We start from the raw sequence: 25,299 nt of genomic DNA, 5'->3' as shown, positions 1-25,299 counted from the left end.
CAAGAGTCCCCATGGACGAGTACGCATCCATCAGTCAGTTCATCTCCCGCGCAGTTTACGGTATGGATCACCAACGCGCTGACATCGTGTTGGAGGCCTGGGCCGAGGACGGACACTTCACGTTCAACCTGGACGGTGCCGAGCTGCGCCGGGCCGAAGGCCGCGAGACGATCGTCGGGAGGCTATCCGCCGGGTGGGCGAAGCCGATCGGCACCTCCCGTCACATCGTCACCAACCTGTGGGTGGAGGAGGTCGACGACGTCTCGGCGGTCGCGGTCTACTACCTCACCTTGGCGTCGGGGCGTGCGCAGCCGCCGGCAATTCGTGCCACCGGCTGCTATCGGGACCGGCTGGTGCGGCACGGTGAGACCTGGCGGTGGCAGGAGCGGACGCTGGAGCTAGACGGCCCGTTGTGAGTTGTGATGATGCTCCCTCGCTGATCCGTCCCAGTGTTTTCGGAGGGTTTGTCTCAGGGAACAGTGAAACCTCATGGAGCAGGATCGAAGCGGTGCTCGGCGGAGTTCGAGAAGGATGCCGTCGATGTGGTGGCGCGGAGCTCTACACGGAGTTGGCGGCGATGCGCAAGACGGCAGATGCGCTCGGTGGGGGTGCCGCTGAGACCGTTCGCCAGTGGTTTCGGAAGGTGCCCATCGACGGGCCGGGCGGCATTGTCGAGACACCGACCCCGAGGTTATCAGGAAGTTGCGTCAGGGTGACCCAGAGTTCGAACGGGCCAACGGGATCCTGAAGTCGGCGTCAACTTTTTCGCGGCCGAAATCGACCGGCACCACCGACAATTGTGGATTTCATCGGCACTCACCGGGGAAACCGGGTGGGTGCCGATCGCTCTTGTCTGGGGTATCGACTCGATGTACACGGTGCTTTCCGAGCACTACATGAGCATCGCCCCGTCCACGTCGTACGACCATGTCGCATGGGTGTCGTGCGCTCGAATGCATTCCGATGCCCGATGTCCGATGCACTTGTCATCGATGCCACGTGCATGCTCCGGGCACGGCAACCGCTCGCACGGGTGCTCGGTTCGCGGAAGGCCTAAATTATGCTGCGCCGCAGATGTATTGATGTAGGTCGATGTATCGTCGAACGCCTGATGCGGAAATGGAGTGGCACGGTACACAAAAGAATGTGGCTCCGCACCACGTTGCCGGCGCGGCCCACGCACGGGCGGGGGATCTTTGAAGCGCCGGTTCACCGCGGTTGCAGCGAACCGGCTGTGAGTTGCCCACCCCCACTTATCGCCGCGACATGTGGGGGTGGACGTTCACGGCGTTCGTCGTCGATGTGTTCGCTCGGCGTCACTGTGGTGGATCGGATCCTTTAAATTAATTGGTGCATAACGTTTTCGGGAATCGATAGCGTTAGTGATGGCTGTATCGGCGAGTCCCGTGGTCATCTGCGATGCGGCCTCCCATCCGACGATAATCCACGTCCAATCGTTGTATACGGCAATCGCGTTCGGGCAACGTTCGGCGCAGGGCACATCGCAGCGTCGATTGGAACGGTGGGCGATAGTTACGACAATGCCCCCGCCGAATCGGTGAACTCTGACTACTAGAACGATTTCGCCGACAACGGCCCTCGCTACCTCGGCGCAGCAGAACTGTCGTTGGCCACCGCACAGTGGGTCGCGTTCTACAACCGCAAACGCCACCCACAGCTACTGCAGATGACCTCACACCCGACCACGCGAGCAACTCCACCAGGAGCAACTCAACTACAAGCGCACGCGCACTCTCAATCCGGAGGAGGCGCTCACGCGTTGGTCCCTCCAGAAACATCTGGACGGATCACGCGTCGCTTCGCGGTCATTGACGCGCACGAGATTGCTTCGCACCGCGCAATGCCCTTTCGAGCACGTTGAGATGCTTGCTTACGCGATTTACAACCTGGGCGAAAAAGGTGATCGTGATCACGTCGGTTGGTCGCATCGAGTTTTCGCCTGCGGTGACAACTGGACACCGTAAACCCGAATCCTCGAGGAGGAGATCATGACCACCTCGCTCACCGACGCAAAATCCGGTGTGACAAACAACGTCGGCTTGTGGTGCTTGCAGCCCTGGGCGCGGCCGAGTTCCTTGCAGCTGCGGGGGCTGGGTGGATCCTCTGGAAGCTGGCGAAGTCTTCGGCTGGCGGTCACGATCCGATGAGCATGCATCACGACACGGTGGCGATGGACCAAGGCATGGCTCGCGGTCCCGAGATCAGCCTTCGACTCTTGTCGTTAACGGTCCTTGTGTCCGTGCTGGTGCGGCGTTGGCCGGACCGACCGCTCTCCGGCCCCCCTAGGTCACGTGACGTCCGGTGGCCTCAGCGCGCCATGGCCGACCAGGAGCCGGGGTGCTGATGATGACTGTGGGCTTCCTCTTCTTGGTGCCGCTTCACTTCGCGACTGCTTTCAGTCGCTCCGAGTTCGACATAGAAAGGGGGTGACGAGATGGCGTGCTGCATCTTCATCGGGACCTTGATCCGAATGGCGTTCTCGAGGCTCGCCGGCAACCGCAAGGTGTCAGTGAGCGAGCTCGCAAGCCAGAACGAACGCAAGCGTCGCGCGCACACGAGCGCGACTCGAAGCTGAATCTCTTTACTCTTCCGAACCACAGAATCTCGATGTAGGAGCATGCCATGAAGAAGAAGCGCAATAAGCAGAGGGGCGGCGCGAGTCGTGCAGTCGTTGCCGGACTTGCCATCGTGCCGCTGGCGGCCAGGCTGATCGACCGTCCGAAGGCTATCGGCGAGGAGAGCGTGCCGCCCTTCGACGGGGGTACCCACCGAGACGTCGTTCATTCCACCAGCATCACCATCCCGCCCCGCGATTTCCGCAGTGGGCCGCTGACTCGCAAGCGCCAGGCCCGCGCATTTGCCATTCTCGGTGCGATGGAGGCCGTAGGGCTTGTGCTGGCGGCGGCCGGAAAGTCGCCCAGGATGCGCGCCGCCGGACTTGGACTCATGGTTCCCGGCGGTGGTGACTTGTTGAACAAGGAGCCCGTTCGCGGAGCGGCCGCTGCAGGCAGCTCGGCACTTGGGCTCGTGCTGTGGATCGGCTCGGGCAATCATCTGGTGACCCCGCTGGCTTGGCTGGGGTCTGCCGCACTCTCTGCCCGTCGCGCTGAAGGGCGCGGACAGGCCGGTTTCGTTCGCTATGCCGTTCCCCTCGCGGTGGGCGGAGCGGTTGCTGGAATGGCGATCCGTCTGAAGAAGGATTTCGAGAAGCAGAAGGCCACGGCGCTGGAGACCAATCAGTACTTGGAGCACTTCGAGCCGCCGCTGCGGGGGGACGACCGTCCAGAACCCTTCGTGGGCCAAGAACTGTCCAAGGACGAGTTGCTCTTCGCTCGACACTTGCTCGGGATCGCATTGCAGGACGCCGACAACTGGGACAACTACGACATCATGGAGCAGTTCCAGCCGACGGCCATCAGGTATCAGCTCAACTGGCTCGGCTGGGCACTGTCGGCGCTGCAGTACTCGCGGATGCCAGCCTTTCACGGCTACCTCAGTGAAGCGCAACGTCGCCTGATCGAGAAATTTCAGCAGCGCAAGGTCTGGAGCTATTGGTGGCTGGAGAATCTCTGGGGCAACCTCGAGTCCAATCCCGACCCGGTGCGCAAGCAGAACGTCATGTTGTCCGGGTTCTTCGGACTGCAGCTCAGCACCTACCAGTCAGCCACGGGTGACATGCGCTACGCCGAGCCCGGTTCGGTCAAGTTCCACTGGGATCGCAAGAGGACTTATGAGTACAGTCTGCCGTCCATCTGCGACGCTATGGCGCGCGATATCGACGCCTCCGAGTGGGGCATGATCGTCTGTGAGCCGAACTGGCTCTACCCCTACTGCAACAGCGTGGGTGCCAATGCGTTCAAGATCCAAGACCGAATGACGGGCAGCGACTACTGGCCCTCACTGCAGGGCAGATTCACCCGCACTGCTGATGAGGAGCTGCACCGCCCGGACGGACTCGTGATGCACTTCAAGTCGAGTCGGACCGGCTACGGGAATGGGGCCCTACCCACGACAAGTGTCGAGTTTCGTCCGCTCATCCCCGACCTGGCCGACCGCGGCTGGGCTTTGTTGAAGGCAGGGGTCTGGCTGACCGACGACGACGGCAAAGTGAGCGGCACGGTCTTCCGGGACATGCCGAAAGGACTCGACTACGGCAATGCCGGAGCCAGCAAGGTAGGCATGTACGGCTCAGTGATGCATGCTGCGCGCGAGGCCGGTGACGAGGAGCGCGCTTCGGTGGCCTGGAACGAGCTGCTCGAAGTCGCCAACCCCGTGCGGACGCGTGAAAGCCTCGAATTCACTGGAGCCTCCGTCATGTCGAAGGCCAACGTCGCTATGGGAGTATTCGGGCGCAAGGGTGGGTGGCTGGATCTCATAGATCGTGGTCTCCCCGAGACGTGGGCGACGGGCCCCATCCTGAAAGATGTCCCGTTCGCTGACGCGATGGTGGCCCGGGCCGAGACTGACGGCCAGGCGCTGGATCTCGTCCTGCATCCGGTCGACGACGAGGCCCACACCCGGCTGACTCTTGCTCGCCTCACGCCCGGGATTCCCTACGAAGTCACGGGTGACGTGACGGCATCTGTCGTCGCCGACGAGAACGGCGAAGCCGTTATTCCCGCACATCTCGCGGGCCGCACCGCGATCAACGTACGCCCGACCGATACAAAGACGAACGCGCGATGAGCTCGCGACTTCGAAGGAGCACTTACATGAGCAAAAACATGCGATCGATGGCGTTTGCGTCGGCTGCTCGGCAAGCTGCCACCAAGAGTGGCCACACGGCTGAGAACTGGATCAGCATCGAGAACTGGTACCGCCTTCTGCACCTCATCAGCCTTCGGCCCGGAACGCCATTCCAGCGGGCCGTCGAGCGGTATTGGTACTCGAGGCGCTGACCCCGATACAAGGACCGGCGGCCAGTCCGTCAAAAGGGGGCGACGTCATCGACATCGCCCCCTTTTTTTGGACTTCAGCGCCTCGAGGCCGTTCACGTACCGCGGTACTCGGGGTCCCGCTTTTCGCGCAGCGAAGACATGCCCTCCTTGAAATCAGCGGTACGCAGCGAGATCTCCAGCGCCGTGGCCTCGCGGTCGAGAGCTTGTTCGAGGGTCATCTCGTGACTGCGGTTGAGCATCTGCTTGGCCAGTCCGACGGACACGGTCGCAGCGCGGGCGAACTCCTGCACCACTTCTTCGACTCTCTCCTCGACAGCGTCGTCCGCCACGATGTCGTTGACCAGTCCCCAACGCTCGGCTCGTTCGGCCGGGAGTGGGCGCGAGAGCAGCACCATCTCTTTGGCCCGTTGCGTGCCGACCAGGCGGGGCAACAGGTAGGACGTGCCGCTGTCGGGGGTGAAGCCACGCCCCACGAAGGGTGCCCACAGCTTGGCCGTCTCCGACGCCACCACGTAGTCCGATGAGAGCGCGAGCATGTTGCCGATGCCCGCGGCCCACCCGCGCACTCCCGTCACGACGGGGAGGGGCACCTCGATCAACGTCTTCACCAGACGGTTGGCGCCGAGGTTCGTGCGCCGGCGCAGGTGCCCGGTTCGTGGCCGCTCCTGGTTGGTGGTGTTGGCCTCCACGAGGTTCATTCCCGTGCAGAAGTGTCGCCCCTCGGCGGTCAACGCGATGACCCTGACGGTGTTGGACCGGGTCGCCTCGTCGAGCGCCGCCACGAAGGCGTCGATGCCGGCCTGACTCAGCGCGTTGCCGGAGGCGGGATGGTTGAGGTGCACACGCAGGACGACGCCGTCTCGCGTGATGTCGACCCCTGTTTCACTGGTCACGGTGGTTCCTTCGTGCTGTTGACTGGATGATGGGCATAGTCATCTGAGGGGTCGAAAGAATTCGCGAACCTCGTCGACGTATAGGTCGGGCGTCTCGAGGGCGGGGAAGTGTCCCCCGGTCGGCGCTTCCGTCCACCGCGCGACGTTGAATGCCTGCTCGACGCGTGAACGGGGAGGTGCACCGAACCTATCCGCGGCGGCCGTGCCGCGCTGCCGCCCCGTCACACGCTGGTGCGAACCCGTCTCGAGCAAGAATCCGGACGGCACCTCGACGCGCTCGCCGGCCGTAAGACCCTGCGGCTTCACGGCGGCTTCGTAGTAGAGGCGGTTCGCGCTGCCGATGGTGCGGGTGTGCCAGTAGATCGACAGTGTCGTCAGGATGTCGTCCCACGGCACCATCGAACTGCCGTCTGCGTGGCGATCCGACCATGTGGACCACTTCTCGACGATCCAGGCCGCCATTCCGGCAGGTGAGTCGGTGAGCGCCGTCGCCAACGTCTGCGGTTTGGACGACTGGATGGCCACGTACCCGTGCTCCACCGCCCGCCACGCGCGAAAGCGCGCGGCGTATTCCTTCTCTTCGGCGCTCGGCGAGACTCCGGGGTCTCGGGGGGCGCCGAGGCTGACCATTCCCATGTGCACCCCGATCAGGCGGTCGGGATAATCCAGTCCCAGGAAGGAGGTCACGAAGGACCCCCAGTCGCAGCCCTGGGCTCCGAATCGGTCGTAGCCGAAAGCGGCCATGACCTCGACCCACAGTGCGGCGATGTCGCGCGGGGTCGTCCCGGGCTTCGAAGGAGCCGGCGAGTACCCGTAGCCCGGCAGGGACGGCGTGACGACGTCGAACGCATCGGCAGGGTCGCCGCCATGGGCTTCCGGGTCTGTCAGCGGGCCGATGACCCTGTGCCACTCGTGGAACGTGCTCGGCCACCCATGGGTGATCACCAGTGGCAGAGGGGCCGGTCCCGTGCCCCGGTGCCTCACGGCGTGGATCTGATTTCCACCGACCGTCACGAGATGGTGATCGTCCCGGTTCAGCTCTGTCTCCCTCGCCGACCAGTCGAAGTTCATCCAACGATCTACCAGCTCACGCTGGGCGCTGATCGGCATGCCCGCCGCCCAGCCCGACTCCGCGACGTCGTCGGGCCAGCGGGTGCCCTCCAGCCGTCGGCGCAGATCGTCGACCGCGGAGAGAGGGGTGGTGAGGGTGAGGTCTCGGACAGAGCGCTGCAGGATCATGAAAACCTCCCGGAGGCCGGCTGCGGACGTGTGAGGCGAGCTGATAAAGTATACCGTATTAGAGAACCTACATCGTTCGCTGCGTGAATCGCGGCATTACTCGGATATGATGCATAGCATTATGAGTACTCAACGAGAGTTCGTGGCCTCAAGCTCCGAGGAGGTCGAGTCAGATGTTCCGAACGACTCCCGCCCTGGATCGGGAATCGATGAGCGGATGCCGGAGGCCGCTGTCGCCAAGACCGGTGGCTCGACGAAGCTGGCCGATCGTGTGGCTACCAGGATCGAGGCCGAGGTCATGGCCAAGAAGTGGCCCGTCGGCGCGAACCTCGGGTCGGAATCCGACCTCATCGCTCAGCACGGGGTGAGCCGGGCTGTGCTTCGCGAGGGTATCCGCATTGTCGAGAGCCACAACGTCGCTCGGATGCGTCGTGGGCCCAGCGGCGGTCTGATCGTCACTGAGCCGAACATCGAGTCGGTGTTGGCATCGGCTGCGCTGTACCTCGACTTCGCCTCGGTCCGACAGCAGGATCTGTTCGCAGTGCGGACGGCGCTGGAATTCACGTGCCTGCGCCAGCTCAGCGAGAATCTCGACGAGGCGAAGATCGCTCGTCTGAGAGAGGCCATCGCCGACGAAGGACGCGTCATGAAGACGGAAGGCGTCGGCGCTCACAACAGTGATCTGCACGTTCTGCTCGCCGAGCTCTCAGGCAATTCCGCGCTGCGGTTGTTCGTCGACGTGTTGGTCAGGCTCACCCAGCAGCGAGCCAAGCAGAACATTCCCAACGATCCGGAGACCGCGGGCGTCCTGCACCACACGCACAGCCGGATCGTCGAGGCGCTCATCGACGGCGACCTGGCGGTGGCGCAACACCGCCTGGCCAAGCACCTCGAAGCGATGTCTGCTTACTACCGCTGACTTTCACTGGGTCAGGCGTCCGCCAGCAGGGGCGCAAGACTCTGTGCCAGTGTGCGCACATGCTGCATGGCCAGCTGCTCGGGGAGGGCCCCGGGCGATGCCCACGGGAATATTCGCACGACAGGGCACCCTGCGAGCCGTTCGAGAATCTGGGCCGCAGCATCCTCCGGAGTGGCCACCAGAATGTTGCCCAGTCCAGGCGTCAGCCCCCGAGCGCGGGCCCTCTCGCCGTCGAAAGGTCGCACCGGAACGCCGGTCTCCTGGGCAGACATACGGCGATAAGAGTCCCACTGGTGATGGTGGTGCTTTCGCACGATCGCCCAGTCACGTTCGGGGTCGTCGCTGACGAATAGGTTCATGGGACCTGCCATGCGTGCATCCTCTTCGGTGTGCCCGCCCTCGCGCAGCCCGGCTCGGTAGATGGGCAACAGACCAGGATCGAGCGACAGCAGGCCCTCGTTGAGCAGACCGGCGCGACGCGCTCCTTTGGGGCCCCTGTAGCCCAGCCAGATCGGCAGCCTCTCCTGAGCTGCCGGCGGCGTGACCGCACCCTCGGCCCAGATGGCGCGTAGTTCGGTGACCCGCGCATTGGTGTCGGTGAAACGCTGGTCGATGTCGACGCCGTAGAGGTCGAACTCCGGGGCGCGGTAGCCCGCGCCGAGGCCGAGCTCGAGACGGCCGCTGCTCAGCTGGTCGACCACCGCCGCCTCTTCTGCCAGATGACCAGCGACCCGCAGCGGGGCGAGCATGATCGCCGTCCCGATGCGGATCGACGATGTCCGGGCCGCGACCGCGGCGGCGAACGTCAACGGCTGGGGGAGGTGGCCGTCGTCGAACAGGTGGTGCTCGGAGAGCCAGACCGATTCCAGGCCTAGACGCTCCGCCTCTTGGCACAGCTCGAGGTTGAACCCGTAGACGCGGTCCCACGGTGCTCGCCAACCCGCGGGATTGCGTACATCTATATGTATGCCGACCTTCATCCCAGGCCCCGTCTTTCCTGGACGCGGGTGCGTCTCTCTCCTAAAGAGGGTACTGTATAGACCAAAGTGGCGATCAGGCGTCGTCAGATGACTCGAAGGGCAGCCGGTGACAAACGCGTGGCGTGACCGATTGGCCGTACCTGCCGTGTGCGCGCCGATGTTTCTCGTGTCCGGTCCGGACCTGGTGCGGGAGGCGTGCAAGGCAGGGCTCATGGGAGTGCTGCCTCGCCAGAATGCTCGCTCGTCGGAAAGATTCGACCAGTGGCTCGGCGACATCCGCGCAGGACTCGCAGCCGATGAGGCTGCGCGTCCGGGAGTGGTTCACGGACCGCTGGCAGTGAACCTGACCGGACGGGTGTCTCCAGACGACATCCCCGCCAATCTCGAGATCTGTGCCCGTCACGGCGTCGAGATCGTCGTCTCTGCGGCCGGCGATCCGACCGAGTTGACCAAGCGCGTCCACGAGTGGGGCGGGCAGGTGTTTCATGACGTCACAACCTGGCGTCACGCCGAGAAGGCGATCGCCGCCGGCGTCGACGGGCTGGTGTGTATCGGTTCCGGGGGTGGTGGGCACGCCGGCACGGTCAGCCACCTGATCTTGGTGCCGCGCCTGCGCGCGATCTTCGACGGCACCATCGTCATGGCCGGCGCAGTGGCACACGGAGCTGCGATCCGCGCCGCGGAGGTGCTCGGGGCCGACCTTTCCTATGTGGGCACGCGCTTCATCGCGTCCGACGAGTCGATGGCGCCGCCGGAATACAAGCGCATGCTGGTCGAGGCCACGTCCGACGATCTCGTCTTCACCCCGTTCGGTGGTGGTGGGCCTGCCCGATGGCTTCGCCCGTCGGCCGCCGCTCTGGGAGTGGACCTGGACGGAGAACTCGCAGCGCGCAGCAAGGACGGCGTACGTCCCTGGAAGGACGTCTGGTCCGCAGGCCAGGGCGTCGATCTGATCGAGGACGTCGCCCCCGTCTCGGTCCTCGTCGACCGACTGCGCGTCGAGTACGACGCCGCAAGCGCGGTGCCGGTTCGCGCCGCCAGTGCCGTGGCTCCGGGCTGACCTACCGAGATCACCATGTACCGGCGGCGCGGACGCCGCCGGCCGTTCAACTGAGGAAGGCCTCACCATGACAGACGTCACCACCGAGTTCGAGAAGGCCACCGAGGCGGTATTCACAGAGGGGGACGTGGAGCGCGCCCGGCTCCTCCTGGGGGTCGACACGCCGATCAAGAACCAAGAGCACGTCACGACGGCGTCCTACGACAGCATTCGCAACTTCGCGTGGGGCGTGGGGGACAGCAACCCGCTCTACACCGACGAGCACTACGGGGAGTCGACACGCTGGGGCTCGCAGGTGGCACCGAACATCATGTCCCAGATCATGGGGGCGCCGATGCTGGGTGATCCGATGCCGGACGAGATCAAGCGCGCCGCGAAGGGCCTGTTCACCGGTATTCACGTCTTCGTGTCGGGCGGGAGCAACGATTGGTTCCGGCCGATTCTTCCTGGCGACCGAATCGTGGCCTATGCGGGCGAGGAATCGATCGAGGTCAAGAACTCCGAATTCTCCGGAACGTCGGTTATCCAGGTTCGTCGTAGCGTTCGCCTCAACCAGCGTGGCGAGATCGTCGCGATCCAGCGAGTCGTGCGGGTCCTCAGCGAACGAAAGAAGGCTCGGGAGCGTGGCAAGAACTCCACGATCGAGCCCGCTTCGTACACCGACGAGGACATGCGGCGCATCGAGGAGATCTACGCCCAAGAAGGTCCGCGCGGTGCCGATCCGCGGTACTGGGAGGACGTCTCCGTGGGCGATGATCTGCCCCCGATGGTCAAGGGACCTCTCACGACCACCGAGATCGTCGCCTTTCATGCGGGTGGCTACGGCTTCGCACCCTACGGCTTGAAGTCGAGTCGCTTGGCGTACGAGAACCGGCAACGGATCCCGGCCTTCTTCGTCAAGAACGACCAAGGTGTCCCGGACGTCGCTCAGCGTCTGCATTGGGACTCGGAGTGGGCCAAGGCGATCGGCAATCCACGCGCCTACGACTACGGAGTCATGAGACAGACATGGCTGCACCACTACCTGACCGACTGGGCCGGCGATGATGCTTTCGTGCTCCGGCAGGAGGACTCGATGCGCAAGTTCAACTATCAGGGCGACACCCAGTTCATCTCGGGTGCGATCACCCAGAAACGTCAGACCCTCGAAGGTGGTGTGGTCGACATCGAGATGCAGATGACGAACCAGCGTGGCGAGAAGACCACCTTCGGCACCGCCACGGTTGCGCTACCGAGTCGCATCGGTGGTGCGGTGGTGCTTCCGCAGCCCGAGATCAGCGAACAGCGCAAGGCGGCCGAGATGTACGCGCGTCACCTGGAGCTCGTTGCCGAACGTCGCAAATAAGGCCGCTCCAGCGCGCTGGACATCACAGCCGAACTGAGCGCTCCCACACGCGACATGCTCCCACACGCGACGTAAGGACCCGACATGGAAATCAACGGTGCAGTAGCAGTGATCACGGGCGGTGCATCCGGACTGGGTAACGCCACCGCCATCGCACTGGCGCAGCGCGGGGCGCGAGTTGTGCTCCTCGACCTCCCCAGCTCCGACGGCGCCGCCGCGGCTCTGCGCATCGGCGACACGGCTCGTTTCGTGCCGACCGACGTCACCTCCGGCGACGAGGTCGCCGAAGCCCTCGAGGTGGCTGGTTTGCTGGGACCGGTGCGGGTGGTCGTCAACTGCGCCGGCGTCGCAACCCCCGGCAAAGTGCTGGGCCGAAGCGGGCCGCTGCCGCTCGAAGACTTCGAACGTGTGGTGCGCATCAACCTCTTCGGAACGTTCAATCTCATCCGCCTCGGCGCACAGAAGATGCTCGAAGCAGACCCCATCGGCGAGGAGCGCGGCGTCATCGTCGACACCGCCTCCGTCGCAGCATTCGACGGGCAGATCGGGCAGCCCGCGTACGCCGCGTCCAAGGGCGCCGTTGCCGCGCTAACGCTCCCGGTCGCTCGCGAGCTCGCACGCCACCAGATCCGGGTCGTGACCATCGCACCGGGAATCTTCGAAACTCCCATGATGGCAACACTTCCCGAGGAAGCACAGAAGTCGCTCGGGCAGCAGGTGCCACACCCGTCGCGGCTCGGAAAAGCGGCCGAGTACGCGGCGCTGGTCTCGCACATCATCGACAACCCCATGCTGAACGGCGAAACCATCCGCCTCGACGGAGCTATTCGGATGGGACCGAAATAGATGACCACCAAGGTTCGACTCGATGTGACCGACGGGCCGACAGGCAGCATCTCTACCATCGAACTCGTCGACCCGAACGGTGGCAACACCATCGACTTCGACTTCGTCGACGAGTTGGCGGATGCTGTTCGGGACATCGGTCCTTCGACGTCCTGCATCACGATTACCGCCCGGGGGAAGAACTTCTGCCTCGGCGGAGATCTGGCGGGATTTGCCTCGGCGACGTCACCCGACGACCACGTCGGGACTCTGGCGATTCGGCTCCACGAGTGCCTCGAGGCACTGGCTTCATTGGGTGTACCGATCATCGTCGGGGTGCAGGGGTGGTCCGCGGGTGCCGGAATGAGCCTTGCATTGTTCGGCGACATCTTGATCGCGGAAAGATCCGCGAAGTTCCGCACGGCATACGGGGCAGTCGGCCTGACCCCCGACGGCGGAATGTCGTGGTCCCTCCCTCGCGCAGTAGGTCGATCGGTTGCCCTGGATCTGTTCTTGACTCGACGTGCACTGGGTGCGGACGAGGCTCATACGCTCGGCGCGGTGAGCCGAGTCGTCGACGACGGCGCCAGTGCGGACGTGGTCGCGGAGTTGGCGGCACTGATCGCAGCGAGTTCCGCATCTGCTGTTCGCGCCACCCGAGCTCTCGTCCACGAAGGTCTCACTTCGTCGTTCGTGGACCACCTCGGCGCGGAGGCGCGCGCAATTCGTAAGGCAGCAGGTGGGTACGACGGACGAGAAGGCGTAGCCGCATTCTTGGAACGTCGACCGGCACAGTTCTCGACGACGACCGATGAGTCAACGGACCGAAAGCAGCCAGTATGACGACAAATAGCTTTGCAGGGAGAACGGCAGTGATGTCGGGCGGCAGTCGCGGAATCGGCCTCGCGATCGCACTCGAAATCGGCAAACGAGGCGGAAACCTGGTTTTGCTCGCCAAGACCGACACTCCCGACCCCAGGCTTCCCGGCACTGTTCACACCGCGGTCGACGAGATCGTCGCGGCCGGCGGACATGCCGTTGCGGTTGTGGGCGATGTTCGTAACGAGGAGGACATCGAGCGTGCCGCGGCAACCGCAGCGCAGACGTTCGGCGGCATCGACATGGTCGTGAACAACGCCAGTGTTCTGAACCTGTCGAGGACGACCGAGCTACCGTTGAAGCGGTTCGATCTCATGCAGCAGGTGAACGTCAGAGGCACGTTCGCTCTCACCCGAGCATGTCTGCCTCAGTTGCTCGAGTCTGAGAATCCACACGTGCTGACGTTGTCTCCGCCCCTCAATATGTCGACAGAATGGCTCGGTAAGCACCCGGGGTACATGTTGGCGAAGTACGGCATGACCCTGGCGGCATTGGGCGTCGCGGCCGAGTACGCCGACGAGCAGATCTCCTGCAATTGCCTGTGGCCCGAAAGCACCATCGCCACCGCAGCTGTCGAGAACCTGCTGGGAGGAAAGGAAGGCGTCGCGCACTCACGCTCACCCCAGATCATGGCCGACGCTGCCGTCGCCGTTCTCGGACGCAAGAAGGGCGAACTGTCGGGACAGACGCTGATCGACGTGGACGTTCTCACGGAAGCGGGGGTCTCGGACCTGAGTATCTACGGCGGGGTCGAGCCCATCTCCCTCGACATCTTCGTCGATCCTCGCTGATCGATGCGTCGGGGCCCGTCGTGTCGGTTCACGACGGGCCCCGGTGGTCTTTTTCGTTCTCGTCAGTCCCAATTGCTGGCGAATTCCGACACCATTCCGACATTCACCACACTGACCGTGCATCCGTCCGGCCCGGCGAGCCACGCATGTTCGGTCGCTGGAATCACGACAGAATCGCCCGGCTCCATGGCAATTCCCGGTCCGGAGCTGAGGATCAACGTCACACTCCCCGCAACCACGACGTTGAAATCCAGAGAACTCGTGCGGTGCATCGGGCTTCGATACCCGGGGCCGTAGCTGACCTGTCTCAACACGACCTGACCAGGTTTCACGTTTGGCTTGAACGGCTCGTCGCCCGAAACCGGATCGATCGAACCGTCGACTGTAGCTCCGGGTGTGTTGCTCCAAAGCTCTGCCACCAAGCCTGAGGATGGTCCAAGATCTGGAACATTGTCAACGCGTTCACGCGAATGCTGTCCATCCGCTGTTGTGAAATGAAACGCACGAGGGGGCATTCCGTCACTCACGACGTAGGACTTGCCCTCGGTGTCGGACGCCGTCACGATTCTCCGCATACGATTCCTCTTGTCTGTAGTCATCGGGTTTCTTCCTGGCTTGTACTACGACGGAGGCTGGCAAGCGGTAGAAGTTACTGTAAACAGTACACTGATTTACTGGAACCAGGTAGAACCGCGTACCATGGAATTCGCCATTGGCCGGGTGGCCGACTCTCAAAATTATGCAGTGGACGTGGGTGGTCCTGCCGCCGCCGACTGTTGACTCAGGCGGCGACCTCTGTCAAGATTTAAACAGTTAAGCATACTTAATTATAATTTGACTGTTGCTCTGCGGTGCCCTGGAGGTTGCGCGTCGCGTTCACGGCCCCACCTCTGAGAGACGAGCAACGATGAAAGGCGGGTCAGTGACCGACATCGTGATGAACCATCGGACAGCAGTGGTGACTGGTGCCGGTAACGGCCTCGGCAGAGCATATGCACTTGCCCTCGCTGAGCGCGGCGCGGCCGTGGTCGTCAACGACCTGGGGGCGAGCACGACCGATGAGGGCGCTGACCGCGCGCCGGCAGACGAGGTCGTGGAGGAGATTCGGAGATCGGGCGGCCGCGCCGTGGCCTCCTACGAGTCGGTTGCCACGGTCGACGGTGCGCGCGCCGTGGTTCAGCAAGCTCTGGACACGTTCGGATCGGTCGACATTCTGGTCAACAACGCAGGTAATCGTCGGCCATCGCCGTTCGCAGTTATGTCCGAGGACGACCTACGCGCAGTCCTCGACACCCACCTGGTCGGTTCTTACTTTGTCACTCAAGCCGCATTCGGTCATATGAAGGAACGAAACTTCGGCCGGGTGATCTTCGTGAGCTCGAATACCGCAGCCTTCGGCGGCACCGGTCTGAGTAACTACGCGACCGCAAAAGCTGGGGTCTTGGGGCTGGCTCGCGCCGTGGCATTGGAAGGCCACGAATTCGGCGTCATCGCCAACACGGTCATGCCGATGGCGCGTACACCAAGGTCGCAAGCCGCACACGGGGCAATCGTCGGCCTTTCCGGATCGACGACGGGTCAGAATGCGACCACCGATTCGGTGGAGGGACCTCCGCCACTGACGACAGACGAGGTGGCACCGCTCGTAGTCGCGTTGAGCAGTGACAAATGGACGGGGACCGGCTCCGTCTATTCGATCGGCTACGGACGGATCGCGGAGGTGTTCACCGCCGTGACGCGCGGGTGGTACCCCAGCGATCCATCTTCCTACGGAGCTCAGGACGTCATCGACAACCTGAAGGCGATCCGGGATCGCACCGAGTTCGGCGAGCCGACGTCCAGCCCGGACGAGCGTCAACTCATCGCTGCCTTCGCTCCGCGATCTGCGGGAACTGCCGGAGGGGTGAAATCGTGACGGGCACCGACTCTCATTCCACGGATGCACAGACCCTGCCTTCGCAGCTCCAGACGCTCGTGGCGGTGCAGGAAATACAACGAGTCATGGCGCGCTACAGTCAGTTCGTCTCGGCGCGACGTTACAGCGAATGGGCGGGTGTCTTCGCCACAGACGGGCAGTTCACCGGTCCCGAGGGGCTGCGTGCAGAGGGAACCGAAGGCCTGGAGAAGTACATCCGTGCCTCGCACGCCGGATGGGTGATGAAGCAGATCACCACCAATTCCCTCATCGATGTCGACCTCGACGAGGGAACGGCGACAGCGTCCTCCGACTGGTTCGTCTTCCGCGTGGATGGAGGGCAGAACCGGGTCGCCGCGGTAGGTCGTTACGAGGACGAGTTCGTGTTCACTGCTGGTTACTGGCGGATACAGCGGCGGCATGCGGTCACGCTGAAAGATGGTTTCGTCGGCGGACCCACCGTTCCCGACGCTGAGTGATCACGCGACGCGATCGCTCGCAGATATTCGAGTTGTGTTCTCAGACAACAGGACTGGAATCAAGAACACTGCCTCGACCAGCATCATGACAACTCCGCCGGCTCGTTGGTCGACGATCGCCCCCAGACCGCTGGTTCCGTGCATGTGCCCCGCCATGATGGGCTCCGTGGCGATGATGAGGGCAAGTCCGAGAAGGCCGGCCGGGATGCCGGCGACATAGATAGTCAGCCGCCGGGTTTTCTCGATATCGGGGCGTTCGTCGGACAGAATCGAGCACCCAGACACAGACCGACCAGCAGCGCTGCCGCGGACAACACGGCGGCCGACGTTCCGGCAACGGTGACGATCGGCAGGTGCCAGAGGTACATGACGAACACGTAGCCGAGGGCGGCAGGTACAGCCGCGAGTCGAACAACCCTCGTGGACAATTTGATCCATCGCCGGAGAAAGCCGGATGCCAGTGCCGGAGCGATCATGACGAGGATCATCAATTGCGTCATCATGGCAAGGTGCGATATCTCGGCAGCGCTGCGAACCGACGGCAGGAGCGCAACGACAACCGCCGACACCGCTGCGACCACCAGTGCTGCGTCGACCGAGACCTGAGAGAATCGCGTGGACAGGCGCTTTCGCGCCATCCACAACGCCGCACCGGCCACGCATGCTATCGCCAGCAGCGCCCACGTGCCCGCCGATGGACCGGCGCTGGAGGTATGGGCCGCCACGTCCATCGACGATCTGCTGGGGTGGTGGTGACCACTCATACCGCCGTCCGATGCGACCGCGTCGGAGTTTGTCGCAGCGATGGTGGCCACACCGCCCAGAGCGCCGACTGCAAGTCTCAGCGGCCCATGCGTTCGCCGTCGTGTTTTCTGTTCACGGGCTTCGACTCCTCGTCGGCTCGAATCAGCTCGGACCGAGTTGTCCGGCTGGGTGGTTCTTCTCAGGCTTCGGACGCTTTCCGTGCGCGACGACGCTCGGCGCCGATCACGATGTCGTTGAACGACGGTTGTCCCTTACGGTTCATTCGCGTGTTCAGTAAGGTGAAAAGGGTCTTGACGAACAAGCAACACGCCATCGTCGACTTCCCTCCAACATTAGCCGGAAGTAGTAGGCCGGTAGAAAGAATGCAGGCACGGTGCCCAGCGCTGTGCGCTAGGAGAAGGAAAATCCTCGGTAGCCCTCTGCGGCAATCTCATCGCACATGGCCCTGAAATTTCCGACGCCACCGATATAGGGCATGAAAACACGGGGCTTTCCCGGTATGTTCGCGCCTACGTACCACGATGCCCCAGTCGAGAAAAGTGTCGTCTCGCCGACTTCTGCCACGTGACGTACCCATTCTTCTTGGGCGTCGAATTCCGGCTGCGACGTAATGTATCCCTTGTCGTCCATGAACTTGATGTGGTCCGCAATGAATTCCACGTGCTGCTCGATCGAGACAACCACGTTGCCGAGCACCGACGGGCTCTGCGGGCCGGTGACGATGAACATGTTCGGGAATCCGCTGACTGCTACTCCCAGATACGTCTTGGGGCCTTCGCTCCATTGATCCCGGAGGGACGTGCCGCCCTTCCCGCGGATGTCGACGGCAAGAAGGGCACCGGTCATTGCGTCGTACCCAGTGGCAAAAACGATGGCGTCGACCTCGACTCGGGCTCTTGCCGTCGCGATACCGTCAGCGGTGATTCTTTCGATCGGTGAGGCAGAAACGTCGATGATGTCGACGTTGTCCCGGTTGAAGGTCTCGTAATAGTTGGTGTCGACGCACACTCTCTTCGAGCCCAGCGCAAATCCTTCCGGTGTGAGAATCTTTGCTCGATCCTTGTCCGCCACCGACTCCGATATCTTGCTGCGAACGAATTCCGCTACCGTGTCATTGGCTTTCTGTGACGTCATCAGGTCCGCGAATGCGTTCATTATTCGTGCACCTCCCATCGACCAGTACTGCTCGAATCGAGCAGTCCTCTCCTCGTCGCTCACGTCGAACGCGCTGTCCGTGCTCGGAGGATAGGGTGCTCCGGCTGCCGAATTCCTGCTGGTCAAGCGAAGCGAGGCGTAATTTTTTTTGACTTCGGATATCTCGCCGTCGGTCAAGGGAGTGTTGCGAGCGGGCATGCTGAACGACGGAGTCCGCTGGAGAACTGTGACGTGCTCGGCTTGTTGTGCGATCTCGGGTATGACCTGTATTCCGGATGAGCCGGTTCCGATTATTGCGACAGATTTTCCTCGGAAGTCGACATCGTTTTCCGGCCAGTTCCCCGTGTGGTATGTCTCGCCTGTGAAGTCGTTCAGTCCGGGAAAACTGGGGATCTGGGCGGTCGACAGGTTGCCCGACGCCATCACGAAGAATTTGGTTGTGAATTCGTGGCCCCGGGCCGATGTCAGATTCCACAACGTCGAACTGTCGTCGTAATGTGCGGAGACGATCTCGGTTTCGAGGCAGATGTCTTCGCGCAAATCGAATCGATCTGCAACATGGTTCAGGTAGGCAAGGATCTCGGGTTGAGTAGGGTAGCGCTCGGTCCAGTTCCATTCCTGATCCAACTCGGGAGAGAAAGAGTAGGAGTAGTAGAAACTTTCGACATCGCACCTCGCGCCGGGATACCGGTTCCAATACCACGTGCCACCGACTCCGTCGCCGCGTTCGAAGACTTTGGCGTTCATTCCCTGTTCACGTGCTTTGTAAAGCATGTACAGGCCGGCGAATCCTGCACCTACGATAGCAACGTCGAGAGTTTGCTCTCGGTTCATCAGACTTGTCCTTCACGTTGGTGATCGAAAGTTTTCCTGGAATGTGAAAATAAGTCGTCGACGACTGCACGCTTCGTCACTGGCTCTTCAAAACGTCAGCACCGGCTTGATCGAAGCTCCACTTCTGGCGCTCGAAACCGCGTCGTTGATGTTCTCGAAGTCGAAGGTATCCACGATGTGATGCATCGGTAAGTGGCCTTCCTGATGAAGGCGAACCAGCCTGGGAATCATCACTTGGGGGTTGGCATCGCCTTCGATGCAGCCACGCACAGTCTTGCCACCGGCGATGAGATCCTGCACGTCTACGCTGGCATCGGCCGGCCCGGTCCCGACGACGACGAGTGTGCCTCCTCGGCGTAACGACCGGGCTGCGCCGCGGATGACCGCGGGGTTTCCAGTCGTGTCGAAGGCGTGGGTCGGTCCGCCGTCTGTCAGCTCGTCAACAGCCTTCGCGATCTCGGAATCACCGCCGTCGAGCACGTGGGTCGCACCGACCTCGAGCGCGGTATCCAGTCGTGAAGGCGACATGTCGACGCCCACGATTTGTCGGGCACCGAGATAGGAGGCGGCCATGACGGCCGCCATACCAACGCCTCCCAGGCCGTACACGATCACGCGTGACGTCGGACCGGGCCTGAGAATGTCGAGCATCGCACCGGCACCCGTCTGGACGCCGCACCCGAACGACGCCATCTCCACCAAGTTCGATCCCGGCGCGACGACGACCGCGTTACGGCGTGCGGTGACGGCATGACGGGCGAAACTCGACTGTCCGAAGAACGAGCCGAACACGATTTCTGTGCCATGTCGTAGGGTTGCGGATCCGTTCAGGCGCCGTCCGGAGACATTGCCCTCGGCAAATTTCATGCAATAGGCGGGGCTCCCCGTCGCGCACGGTTCGCAGTGCCCGCATGACGCGAAACTGATCAGTACGGAGTCACCGACGTGTACGTCGTGTACATCCGCTCCCACCGCCTTTACCACGCCCGCTCCTTCGTGACCGAGGACGGCCGGGGTGCCAACTGGGCTCATGGCGCGCGCCACGAGGTCGGTGTGACATATGCCCACAGCTTTCATCTCGACGAGAATCTCGTCGTCTTGCGGGAGGCTGAGTTCAACTTCATCGATCCGAAAAGCCGACTCGGTGTCGAAACTCAGTGCGGCCTCGGTCTTCAGACAGTTCATCGGCCGATCTCTCGCAGGACATCGGAATGAGCTTGGGCAATGCGACTTCGGATGTTCGCTGCCGATTCCTCCGTCATGGAGGACGGTCCGATCATTCCGACGACACCGCCGGGAATCTCTGACGAGGCAACAGCCCGGTGGTGGCTGAACGTGTCGAAGCCGGCCTTTCCGTGGTAGCTCCCCATGCCGCTTTGTCCTACCCCGCCGAACGGAACGTCCGGCAGCATTGCGTGTACGGCGAAGTCGTTGAGACTGATGCCACCAGAAATGGTCCTTCTTCGAAATTCTCCGAAGGACTGAGTACGGTCGCCGTACCAATATGCGACGAGCGGAGACGGCCGCGATGCGATGTAGTCGATGACGTCTTCGATGGACGAGTACGTCAACACGGTCAAGACTGGTCCGAAAACTTCCTCGCGCGCCACATCCATCTCGTCGGTCACGTCGAGCAAGATGGTCGGTGCAATTCGACGAGCACCAGGGTCCGGGAGCAGCGCGCGCTGGTCCTCCGGTACGGCCTCGATCGCCCGGGCACCCTTCGCGACGGCGTCGGCGACGAGACCGTTCACCCGTCGAAAGTTGCGGTCGTTGACGATCGAGGTGACGCTGGCGTTGGTGGAGTAATCCGGGTACGCCGAGACGAAATTGGACGTCAGCGCAGTAACGAGCTCATCCACCTGACTCTCCTGGACAAAGACGTAGTCGGGGCACAGGCAGACTTGACCGCCGTTGGACATTCGAGATCCAGCGATGCGTCGGGCGGCTTCTTCGATGTTCGCATCCTCAGCGATGACGGCAGGATTTTTGCCCCCCAGTTCGAGGGTGACCGGTGTGAGGTTCTCGGCCGCGGCGCGCTGCAAGATCCGGCCGACTGCGGGCGAGCCGGTGAAAAATAGATGATTGAAGGGAAGGGACGAGAAGGCTGCTGCGACTTCCAAGCCCCCGTTGACGACGACGAGCTCGGAGGAATCGAAGTATTTCGCGACAGCCTCGGACAGCACGGCACCCGCCCGAGGGCCGACATCGGAGAACTTGATCATTACGCGGTTTCCGGCAGCGATGGCTTCAGCCGCGGGATGCACCACGAGGCTGACAGGAAAGTTCCATGGGCCGACAACACCCACGACGCCCAGCGGCACCGTATCGATCTCGGTGGGGATCCCTGCTTCGGTCGATCCCGCAATCGAGACCGGTTTCATCCAGGTCTCGACGTTTTCCTTCAGGTGGGTGATGTGATCGATAGCGCCAACAATGTCGGCGCTGAGGCTGAACGCTTCAGGGCGGTGACCGAAGTCGGACGACATTGCCTCTGCGAGCTCGTCGGAGGAACCGAGCACTGCGGCTAGTAACCGGTTGAGCCGATCGATCCGCACCTCGACAGGTGGCGGTCCCTCGCGAAGGTGCGCGGAGCGCTGCGCGTCGAACAGAGGTCGCAGATCGACAACGGTCTGTTCACGGGGTGAAGTTGTCATGGTCATGAAGGGTCGAGCCTCTCGTCGTGCGGGTGAGAACTGGCGATGAGTTGGTCTTGCGGAGGAGCTGGGTGCAGCGGCGTCGTCTCGACCACTCCTCGGGATACGAGGTCGTCGATCGACGAGCGGTCGAGCTCGAGCACGGAACCGAGCACCTCGTACGTATGTTCGCCGGCGAGGGGCGCTGGTCGTTGCGGGGCGTCGGCCACGGCGGTGAAGATCGCAGGCAGGTTCTCAGTGGGCAACGCCTGCGACAGCAACGGGTGATGCATCGACCGAAAGAAGGCCCGGTCGATAAGATGGGGGTCGTCGAGCAGTTCAGGGACTCTGAGCATCATTCCGGCAGCAACGCCCGCGGACTGAAGAAGATCGGCCGCCGCTCCGGGCGTTAAGGTCCGAGTCCAGGCGGCAACGACCTCGGTGATGTGATCACGGTTCGCGTCGCGGCCGGCCGCGGTTTCGAACCGGGGGTCGCTTGCCCACTGAGCACGCCCGATGACCCGGGTCAACCGACGGAACGCGTCGGTTCCGGTGACGTCGATCACGATCCAGTCGTCATCGCCCAGGGAGGGGAAGACCCCGCGCGGCGCGTCACCCCGGAGCTGACCAGCCGTTGCGGTGAGAGAGCCCGGACGCATCGATTCCAGCGCGTACTCCGGACCCAGGTGATTCAAGATCACTTCCGCCTGCGCAACGCTGACGGTTCCTCCTCGCCCTGAGCGCTTCCGGCGTAGCAGAAGCGCCAGCACGGCACTTGCAGCAACGCGAGCTGCGGCGTGGTCGGGATAGATCGTAGCGGCGTCGCTGAAGTCGTCTGCGGATTCGGGGTAGCGCCACAAAGACGTGAGTCCGGTCTCGGACCGGACAAGTGGGCCGTATCCCATTCGTCTGCTCCACGGCCCCGTCGGGCCGTATGCGGAACTGTCGGCGACGATCAATCGTGGGTTGACAGCGCTGAGTACGTCCCATCCAAGTCCTAGAGACTCCATCGTTCCGGGCTTGAAGTTCGAGAAAATCACGTCGGACTTCCGCGCGAGCTGCTTGAAGAGCTGGATTCCCTCGGGGGAGCGCAGATTCAAGCCGAGGCTTCGCTTGTTGCGATGCCCCCACGCAAATCCAGCCGTGATCGGGCCCGCCCCTTGGCTCTGGCGCGCCCCGTCCGGGAAAGCGCTGTTCTCCACTTTGATGACGTCGGCTCCCAGATCGGCGAACAGCCGGCCCAATTCGGCACCCATGACGATTACACCCAGATCGAGCACACGAAGACCCGAGAGGGGACGATGCTTGGACTGTCTCGCGGTGGAAAGCGGGATCCGAGTGGCTTCGATATCGGCTAGCTCGCTGAGCGCGTCGGCCTCCGCCAAGATCTCGTCGTGATGCTCGTCCAGGCCGGGTGCAGGGCGTCGGACTCCAGCACGATGTCCGTCGATGACGACCATCCCGTTAGGGATTACAGCCTCACCGTTGGGGGTTGTGGTGCGCACGAAAGCATCACGCTCTATAAATTGGTCGCATGACAGGACTTCGCTTGCATCGAGAATTGCGGCTGCTGGGACGCCGTAGGTCTGTGCAGCGGTCACGATCTCCGAACGTTGGAGAGTGGCGAACAGTTGTTGAATCACGGGGTAGATGATCGGGGCCGCCGCGAAGCGCCGCGGCATGGACTTCAGCTCCGGGGCACTCAGCTCGTCGGGCCGGCCAAGCCACTCGAACATGCCCATCCATTGGCGTGGAGCAAGCATGCAGATGCGTACAAAACCGTCGGCGCACGCAAATACCGGGTACAGATGTCGGGCATCGGGGCGATCGCGGGGGCCGTCTGCGGCGGGGATCCCCCCGGTTGCCGACCCACCCATCCCCCAACCCGGGTCCAATGTCTGAACCAGGGTCTCGAACAGCGAGACATCCACACGGCCCCCGGCACCTGTCTCAACACGGCTCAGGTAGGCGACGAGGACCGCCCACGCAGCCTGAGACGCTGCTGACTCCACGGCAATATGCGAAGGCGGCAGGAGCGGCTGCCTCCCCGGGAGGCCCGACCTGGACAACTCGCTGGACATGGCGGTCAGTACCGCGTCCGAGGGGATCCAATCGCGATACGGACCGGTTTGGCCGAATCCCGTCACCGAAGCAACTACTGCTTGTGGGAGGCGATCATGAAGCTGTGAAGGGGGGACGGATTGCCGGTGATGGTCGGTAGGGCAGGAGTCCTCGATGATGATCTGGCAGGTCCCTGCGAGGTTCCAGAACGCTTTCTGGTCGGGCTCGACCGTGAGATCGAGCGCGACGGACCGCTTACCGCTGTCGCGAGCGAACAAGCCAGCAGGCTCCTCGGTGGTCTTCCGGTTGTTCACCGTCGAAAGGTCATGCACTTTGATCACGTCTGCCCCCAACTCGCCGAGGAACCGCGAGACAGAGGCACCCACACCCGAGCACATATCGAGAACTCGAACCCCATCCAGAGGTAGTTCGCTGGCGGTCGACGATCTCGGCATACATGCTCCAGGCGCTCGAAAAGAATGTGACGCCCTTCACTCTGGAGTGTCTCGATGGCGATGGCCAGAGCCATCTTTCGCACGTCAACATGCTCCGCTGCGCAACGTGGGTGCACACTTGCCGCATGGACATCCATCATCTGCGCTGCTTCGATGCAGTGGCGCGGGAGCTGCACTTCGGCCACGCGGCAGCACGACTTCACCTCACGCCCTCGCCCGTCAGCCGGGCGGTGAAGGAGCTGGAACGGGAGCTGGGAGTCGACCTTTTCGTGCGCAAACACCACGAAGTCGTGCTGACCCCAGCAGGCGTCGCACTTGCTCCGAGAGCGCGAGCAGTCCTCGCCGACATTGCGGACATCACGCTGATCGGTCAGTCGACGGCGACCGACCGTGCTCGGGTCGTTCGAGTCGGAGGCTCCTTCCATCTGCCGCCCGCCTACTTCGACGAGTTTCTCGAGTTGGTAAAGCGTGTGGCCGCGCCGCGCGCAGTCGACGTGGTCTCGCACCCCTCGGCCAAGCTGGTTTCGTCGGTCGAGCAAGGTGAGCTCGACCTCGCAATGGTCTATCTCCCGGTAGTCATCCCGGAGGTATCTGTGCTCGAGACGGCGAGGTTGTCGTTCTCTGTGGCCATGAAGTCGGACGACCCGTTGGCAGCCAATGAACACCTCATGCTCGAACATCTCCGTGACAGGACCGTCGCGATCGCGTCGCCGCGCTCTCAGCCCGCGGCCGTCAATGGCCTGTCCGAGCGTTTACGTCGCGAGGTTGGCTCTATTCGACACCTCGAGGACACCGACATGATGAGCATCGCCAACCACATCAGACACTCCGACGACGTCACTCTCAGTCTCGATCTTGCAATGGGCGGCACCAGCCGCGTTTTCGACGATGTGGCGTTCACGCTTCGGCCACTTCACGAGCCCTCAATTCATTTCGCGGTCGGCCTCGTATGGCGAACGGCTGCAATAGCAACCGATCGCGTCCTGCTCAGCCTCGTGGACATGGCCCGTGAGCGCTGGCGCAACGGACCCGAATCCCTCTGAGGCGACCGCGCTCTCGATCGGCGTCGAGCATTGCCCAAAGTGCAACGATGAAATGTGGAATTGCGCAATAGACGCAGGGTTCGGGGTTGTGCCAGATTGAAAGCCC

General features: G+C 62.8%; 23 protein-coding genes and 1 pseudogene. 13 read left to right on the top strand and 11 right to left on the bottom strand.

Annotation, left to right across the window (positions count from 1 at the left end; translation table 11 throughout):
• Positions 1–11 precede the first annotated feature (11 nt).
• The 3 genes from CH281_RS18685 to CH281_RS18670 all read left to right on the top strand — a co-directional run bounded on the left by CH281_RS18685 (position 12) and on the right by CH281_RS18670 (position 4,919).
• Positions 12–416: a nuclear transport factor 2 family protein gene (locus CH281_RS18685; protein ID WP_094695207.1), complete on the top strand. Its 405-nt coding sequence runs from the start codon at positions 12–14 to the stop codon at positions 414–416.
• Between the two features lie 2,227 nt (positions 417–2,643).
• Entirely contained in the window at positions 2,644–4,707 is a 2,064-nt protein-coding gene (locus CH281_RS18675) for a linalool dehydratase/isomerase domain-containing protein (protein WP_094695203.1), read from the top strand.
• Between the two features lie 26 nt (positions 4,708–4,733).
• Positions 4,734–4,919 (top strand): hypothetical protein, encoded by a 186-nt coding sequence (locus CH281_RS18670; protein WP_094695201.1) that lies wholly within the window; start codon positions 4,734–4,736, stop codon positions 4,917–4,919.
• 92 nt (positions 4,920–5,011) lie between these two features.
• On the opposite strand, the gene CH281_RS18665 is transcribed toward CH281_RS18670, so the two are convergent.
• Positions 5,012–5,812: an enoyl-CoA hydratase/isomerase family protein gene (locus tag CH281_RS18665; RefSeq protein WP_094695199.1), complete on the bottom strand. Its 801-nt coding sequence runs from the start codon at positions 5,810–5,812 to the stop codon at positions 5,012–5,014.
• 39 nt (positions 5,813–5,851) lie between these two features.
• Positions 5,852–7,051 (bottom strand): epoxide hydrolase family protein, encoded by a 1,200-nt coding sequence (locus CH281_RS18660; protein WP_094695197.1) that lies wholly within the window; start codon positions 7,049–7,051, stop codon positions 5,852–5,854.
• 142 nt (positions 7,052–7,193) lie between these two features.
• On the opposite strand from CH281_RS18660, the gene CH281_RS18655 reads away from it, so the two are divergent.
• Positions 7,194–7,970 carry a FadR/GntR family transcriptional regulator gene (locus tag CH281_RS18655; RefSeq protein ID WP_167329530.1) on the top strand — a complete coding sequence of 259 codons (777 nt, stop codon included), beginning with the start codon at positions 7,194–7,196 and terminating at the stop codon, positions 7,968–7,970.
• Positions 7,971–7,981: 11 nt separating this feature from the next.
• Here CH281_RS18655 and CH281_RS18650 read toward each other — a convergent pair whose 3' ends face one another.
• On the bottom strand, positions 7,982–8,950 hold the full coding sequence (locus CH281_RS18650; RefSeq protein WP_094695193.1) for an LLM class flavin-dependent oxidoreductase: 969 nt from the start codon (positions 8,948–8,950) through the stop codon (positions 7,982–7,984).
• Positions 8,951–9,056: 106 nt separating this feature from the next.
• On the opposite strand from CH281_RS18650, the gene CH281_RS18645 reads away from it, so the two are divergent.
• The 5 genes from CH281_RS18645 (at position 9,057) to CH281_RS18625 (ending at position 13,850) form a co-directional block, all read left to right on the top strand.
• A complete protein-coding gene (locus tag CH281_RS18645; protein WP_256983756.1) occupies positions 9,057–10,010 on the top strand; it encodes an NAD(P)H-dependent flavin oxidoreductase in 954 nt (317 codons plus the stop codon).
• Positions 10,011–10,077: 67 nt separating this feature from the next.
• A complete protein-coding gene (locus tag CH281_RS18640; protein WP_094695189.1) occupies positions 10,078–11,355 on the top strand; it encodes an FAS1-like dehydratase domain-containing protein in 1,278 nt (425 codons plus the stop codon).
• 84 nt (positions 11,356–11,439) lie between these two features.
• Positions 11,440–12,201 (top strand): SDR family NAD(P)-dependent oxidoreductase, encoded by a 762-nt coding sequence (locus CH281_RS18635; RefSeq protein ID WP_094695187.1) that lies wholly within the window; start codon positions 11,440–11,442, stop codon positions 12,199–12,201.
• The gene (locus CH281_RS18630) at positions 12,202–13,023 is read left to right on the top strand and encodes an enoyl-CoA hydratase/isomerase family protein (RefSeq protein ID WP_094695185.1); all 822 of its coding nucleotides are present in this window, start codon (positions 12,202–12,204) and stop codon (positions 13,021–13,023) included.
• Positions 13,020–13,850 carry an SDR family oxidoreductase gene (locus tag CH281_RS18625; protein WP_094695183.1) on the top strand — a complete coding sequence of 277 codons (831 nt, stop codon included), beginning with the start codon at positions 13,020–13,022 and terminating at the stop codon, positions 13,848–13,850. Before CH281_RS18630 ends, CH281_RS18625 begins: the two co-directional genes overlap by 4 nt.
• Positions 13,851–13,912: 62 nt before the next feature.
• Here CH281_RS18625 and CH281_RS18620 read toward each other — a convergent pair whose 3' ends face one another.
• Positions 13,913–14,413 carry a hypothetical protein gene (locus tag CH281_RS18620; RefSeq protein ID WP_143544834.1) on the bottom strand — a complete coding sequence of 167 codons (501 nt, stop codon included), beginning with the start codon at positions 14,411–14,413 and terminating at the stop codon, positions 13,913–13,915.
• A gap of 359 nt (positions 14,414–14,772) precedes the next feature.
• On the opposite strand from CH281_RS18620, the gene CH281_RS18615 reads away from it, so the two are divergent.
• Positions 14,773–15,765, top strand: a complete 993-nt coding sequence (locus CH281_RS18615) for an SDR family NAD(P)-dependent oxidoreductase (RefSeq protein ID WP_167329529.1) — start codon at positions 14,773–14,775, stop codon at positions 15,763–15,765.
• Positions 15,762–16,244 carry a nuclear transport factor 2 family protein gene (locus CH281_RS18610; protein WP_167326815.1) on the top strand — a complete coding sequence of 161 codons (483 nt, stop codon included), beginning with the start codon at positions 15,762–15,764 and terminating at the stop codon, positions 16,242–16,244. Before CH281_RS18615 ends, CH281_RS18610 begins: the two co-directional genes overlap by 4 nt.
• Here CH281_RS18610 and CH281_RS26960 read toward each other — a convergent pair whose 3' ends face one another.
• The 4 genes from CH281_RS26960 to CH281_RS27390 form a co-directional block, all read right to left on the bottom strand.
• Entirely contained in the window at positions 16,245–16,400 is a 156-nt protein-coding gene (locus CH281_RS26960) for a hypothetical protein (RefSeq protein ID WP_179274232.1), read from the bottom strand.
• Between the two features lie 68 nt (positions 16,401–16,468).
• Positions 16,469–17,059 carry a hypothetical protein gene (locus CH281_RS18605; RefSeq protein WP_094695175.1) on the bottom strand — a complete coding sequence of 197 codons (591 nt, stop codon included), beginning with the start codon at positions 17,057–17,059 and terminating at the stop codon, positions 16,469–16,471.
• Positions 17,060–17,399: 340 nt separating this feature from the next.
• Positions 17,400–18,998, bottom strand: coding sequence for a flavin-containing monooxygenase (locus CH281_RS18600; RefSeq protein ID WP_094695173.1), 1,599 nt, complete (start codon positions 18,996–18,998; stop codon positions 17,400–17,402).
• 87 nt (positions 18,999–19,085) lie between these two features.
• Positions 19,086–19,538: a zinc-binding dehydrogenase gene (locus CH281_RS27390; RefSeq protein WP_256983754.1), complete on the bottom strand. Its 453-nt coding sequence runs from the start codon at positions 19,536–19,538 to the stop codon at positions 19,086–19,088.
• Positions 19,539–19,569: 31 nt separating this feature from the next.
• Between CH281_RS27390 and CH281_RS27385 the strand changes: the two genes are divergently transcribed.
• Positions 19,570–19,752, top strand: a complete 183-nt coding sequence (locus CH281_RS27385; RefSeq protein ID WP_256983753.1) for a hypothetical protein — start codon at positions 19,570–19,572, stop codon at positions 19,750–19,752.
• A gap of 80 nt (positions 19,753–19,832) precedes the next feature.
• On the opposite strand, the pseudogene CH281_RS27555 reads toward CH281_RS27385, so the two are convergent.
• The 3 genes and pseudogenes from CH281_RS27555 to CH281_RS18585 form a co-directional block, all read right to left on the bottom strand.
• Positions 19,833–20,183 (bottom strand): annotated as a pseudogene (locus CH281_RS27555) (alcohol dehydrogenase catalytic domain-containing protein); the annotation flags it as partial.
• Positions 20,180–21,655 carry an aldehyde dehydrogenase family protein gene (locus CH281_RS18590; RefSeq protein ID WP_256983751.1) on the bottom strand — a complete coding sequence of 492 codons (1,476 nt, stop codon included), beginning with the start codon at positions 21,653–21,655 and terminating at the stop codon, positions 20,180–20,182. The pseudogene CH281_RS27555 and the gene CH281_RS18590, both read right to left, overlap by 4 nt.
• 2 nt (positions 21,656–21,657) lie before the next feature.
• A complete protein-coding gene (locus CH281_RS18585) occupies positions 21,658–24,150 on the bottom strand; it encodes a CaiB/BaiF CoA transferase family protein (protein WP_094695171.1) in 2,493 nt (830 codons plus the stop codon).
• Positions 24,151–24,275: 125 nt separating this feature from the next.
• Here CH281_RS18585 and CH281_RS18580 point away from each other — a divergent pair, with 125 nt between their 5' ends.
• Positions 24,276–25,193 (top strand): LysR family transcriptional regulator, encoded by a 918-nt coding sequence (locus tag CH281_RS18580; RefSeq protein ID WP_179274231.1) that lies wholly within the window; start codon positions 24,276–24,278, stop codon positions 25,191–25,193.
• Positions 25,194–25,299 lie beyond the last annotated feature (106 nt).

The sequence above is a fragment of the Rhodococcus sp. 06-221-2 genome, from assembly GCF_002258365.1.
Lineage (GTDB): Bacteria > Actinomycetota > Actinomycetes > Mycobacteriales > Mycobacteriaceae > Rhodococcoides > Rhodococcoides fascians.
This window is presented reverse-complemented; position numbering and strand designations above follow the sequence as displayed.

Excerpts from the sequence above, each read along its gene's own strand:
- CH281_RS26960 (WP_179274232.1), bottom strand. The coding sequence starts at position 16,400 with ATGGCGGGGCACATGCACGGAACCAGCGGTCTGGGGGCGATCGTCGAC.
- CH281_RS18670 (WP_094695201.1), top strand. The coding sequence starts at position 4,734 with ATGAGCAAAAACATGCGATCGATGGCGTTTGCGTCGGCTGCTCGGCAA.
- CH281_RS27385 (WP_256983753.1), top strand. The coding sequence starts at position 19,570 with ATGACGGCCGCCATACCAACGCCTCCCAGGCCGTACACGATCACGCGT.
- CH281_RS18650 (WP_094695193.1), bottom strand. The coding sequence starts at position 8,950 with ATGAAGGTCGGCATACATATAGATGTACGCAATCCCGCGGGTTGGCGA.
- CH281_RS18675 (WP_094695203.1), top strand. The coding sequence starts at position 2,644 with ATGAAGAAGAAGCGCAATAAGCAGAGGGGCGGCGCGAGTCGTGCAGTC.
- CH281_RS18600 (WP_094695173.1), bottom strand. The coding sequence starts at position 18,998 with ATGAACCGAGAGCAAACTCTCGACGTTGCTATCGTAGGTGCAGGATTC.
- CH281_RS18660 (WP_094695197.1), bottom strand. The coding sequence starts at position 7,051 with ATGATCCTGCAGCGCTCTGTCCGAGACCTCACCCTCACCACCCCTCTC.
- CH281_RS18625 (WP_094695183.1), top strand. The coding sequence starts at position 13,020 with ATGACGACAAATAGCTTTGCAGGGAGAACGGCAGTGATGTCGGGCGGC.
- CH281_RS18585 (WP_094695171.1), bottom strand. The coding sequence starts at position 24,150 with ATGCCGAGATCGTCGACCGCCAGCGAACTACCTCTGGATGGGGTTCGA.
- CH281_RS18685 (WP_094695207.1), top strand. The coding sequence starts at position 12 with ATGGACGAGTACGCATCCATCAGTCAGTTCATCTCCCGCGCAGTTTAC.
- CH281_RS18590 (WP_256983751.1), bottom strand. The coding sequence starts at position 21,655 with ATGACAACTTCACCCCGTGAACAGACCGTTGTCGATCTGCGACCTCTG.
- CH281_RS18635 (WP_094695187.1), top strand. The coding sequence starts at position 11,440 with ATGGAAATCAACGGTGCAGTAGCAGTGATCACGGGCGGTGCATCCGGA.
- CH281_RS18580 (WP_179274231.1), top strand. The coding sequence starts at position 24,276 with ATGGACATCCATCATCTGCGCTGCTTCGATGCAGTGGCGCGGGAGCTG.
- CH281_RS18630 (WP_094695185.1), top strand. The coding sequence starts at position 12,202 with ATGACCACCAAGGTTCGACTCGATGTGACCGACGGGCCGACAGGCAGC.
- CH281_RS18640 (WP_094695189.1), top strand. The coding sequence starts at position 10,078 with ATGACAGACGTCACCACCGAGTTCGAGAAGGCCACCGAGGCGGTATTC.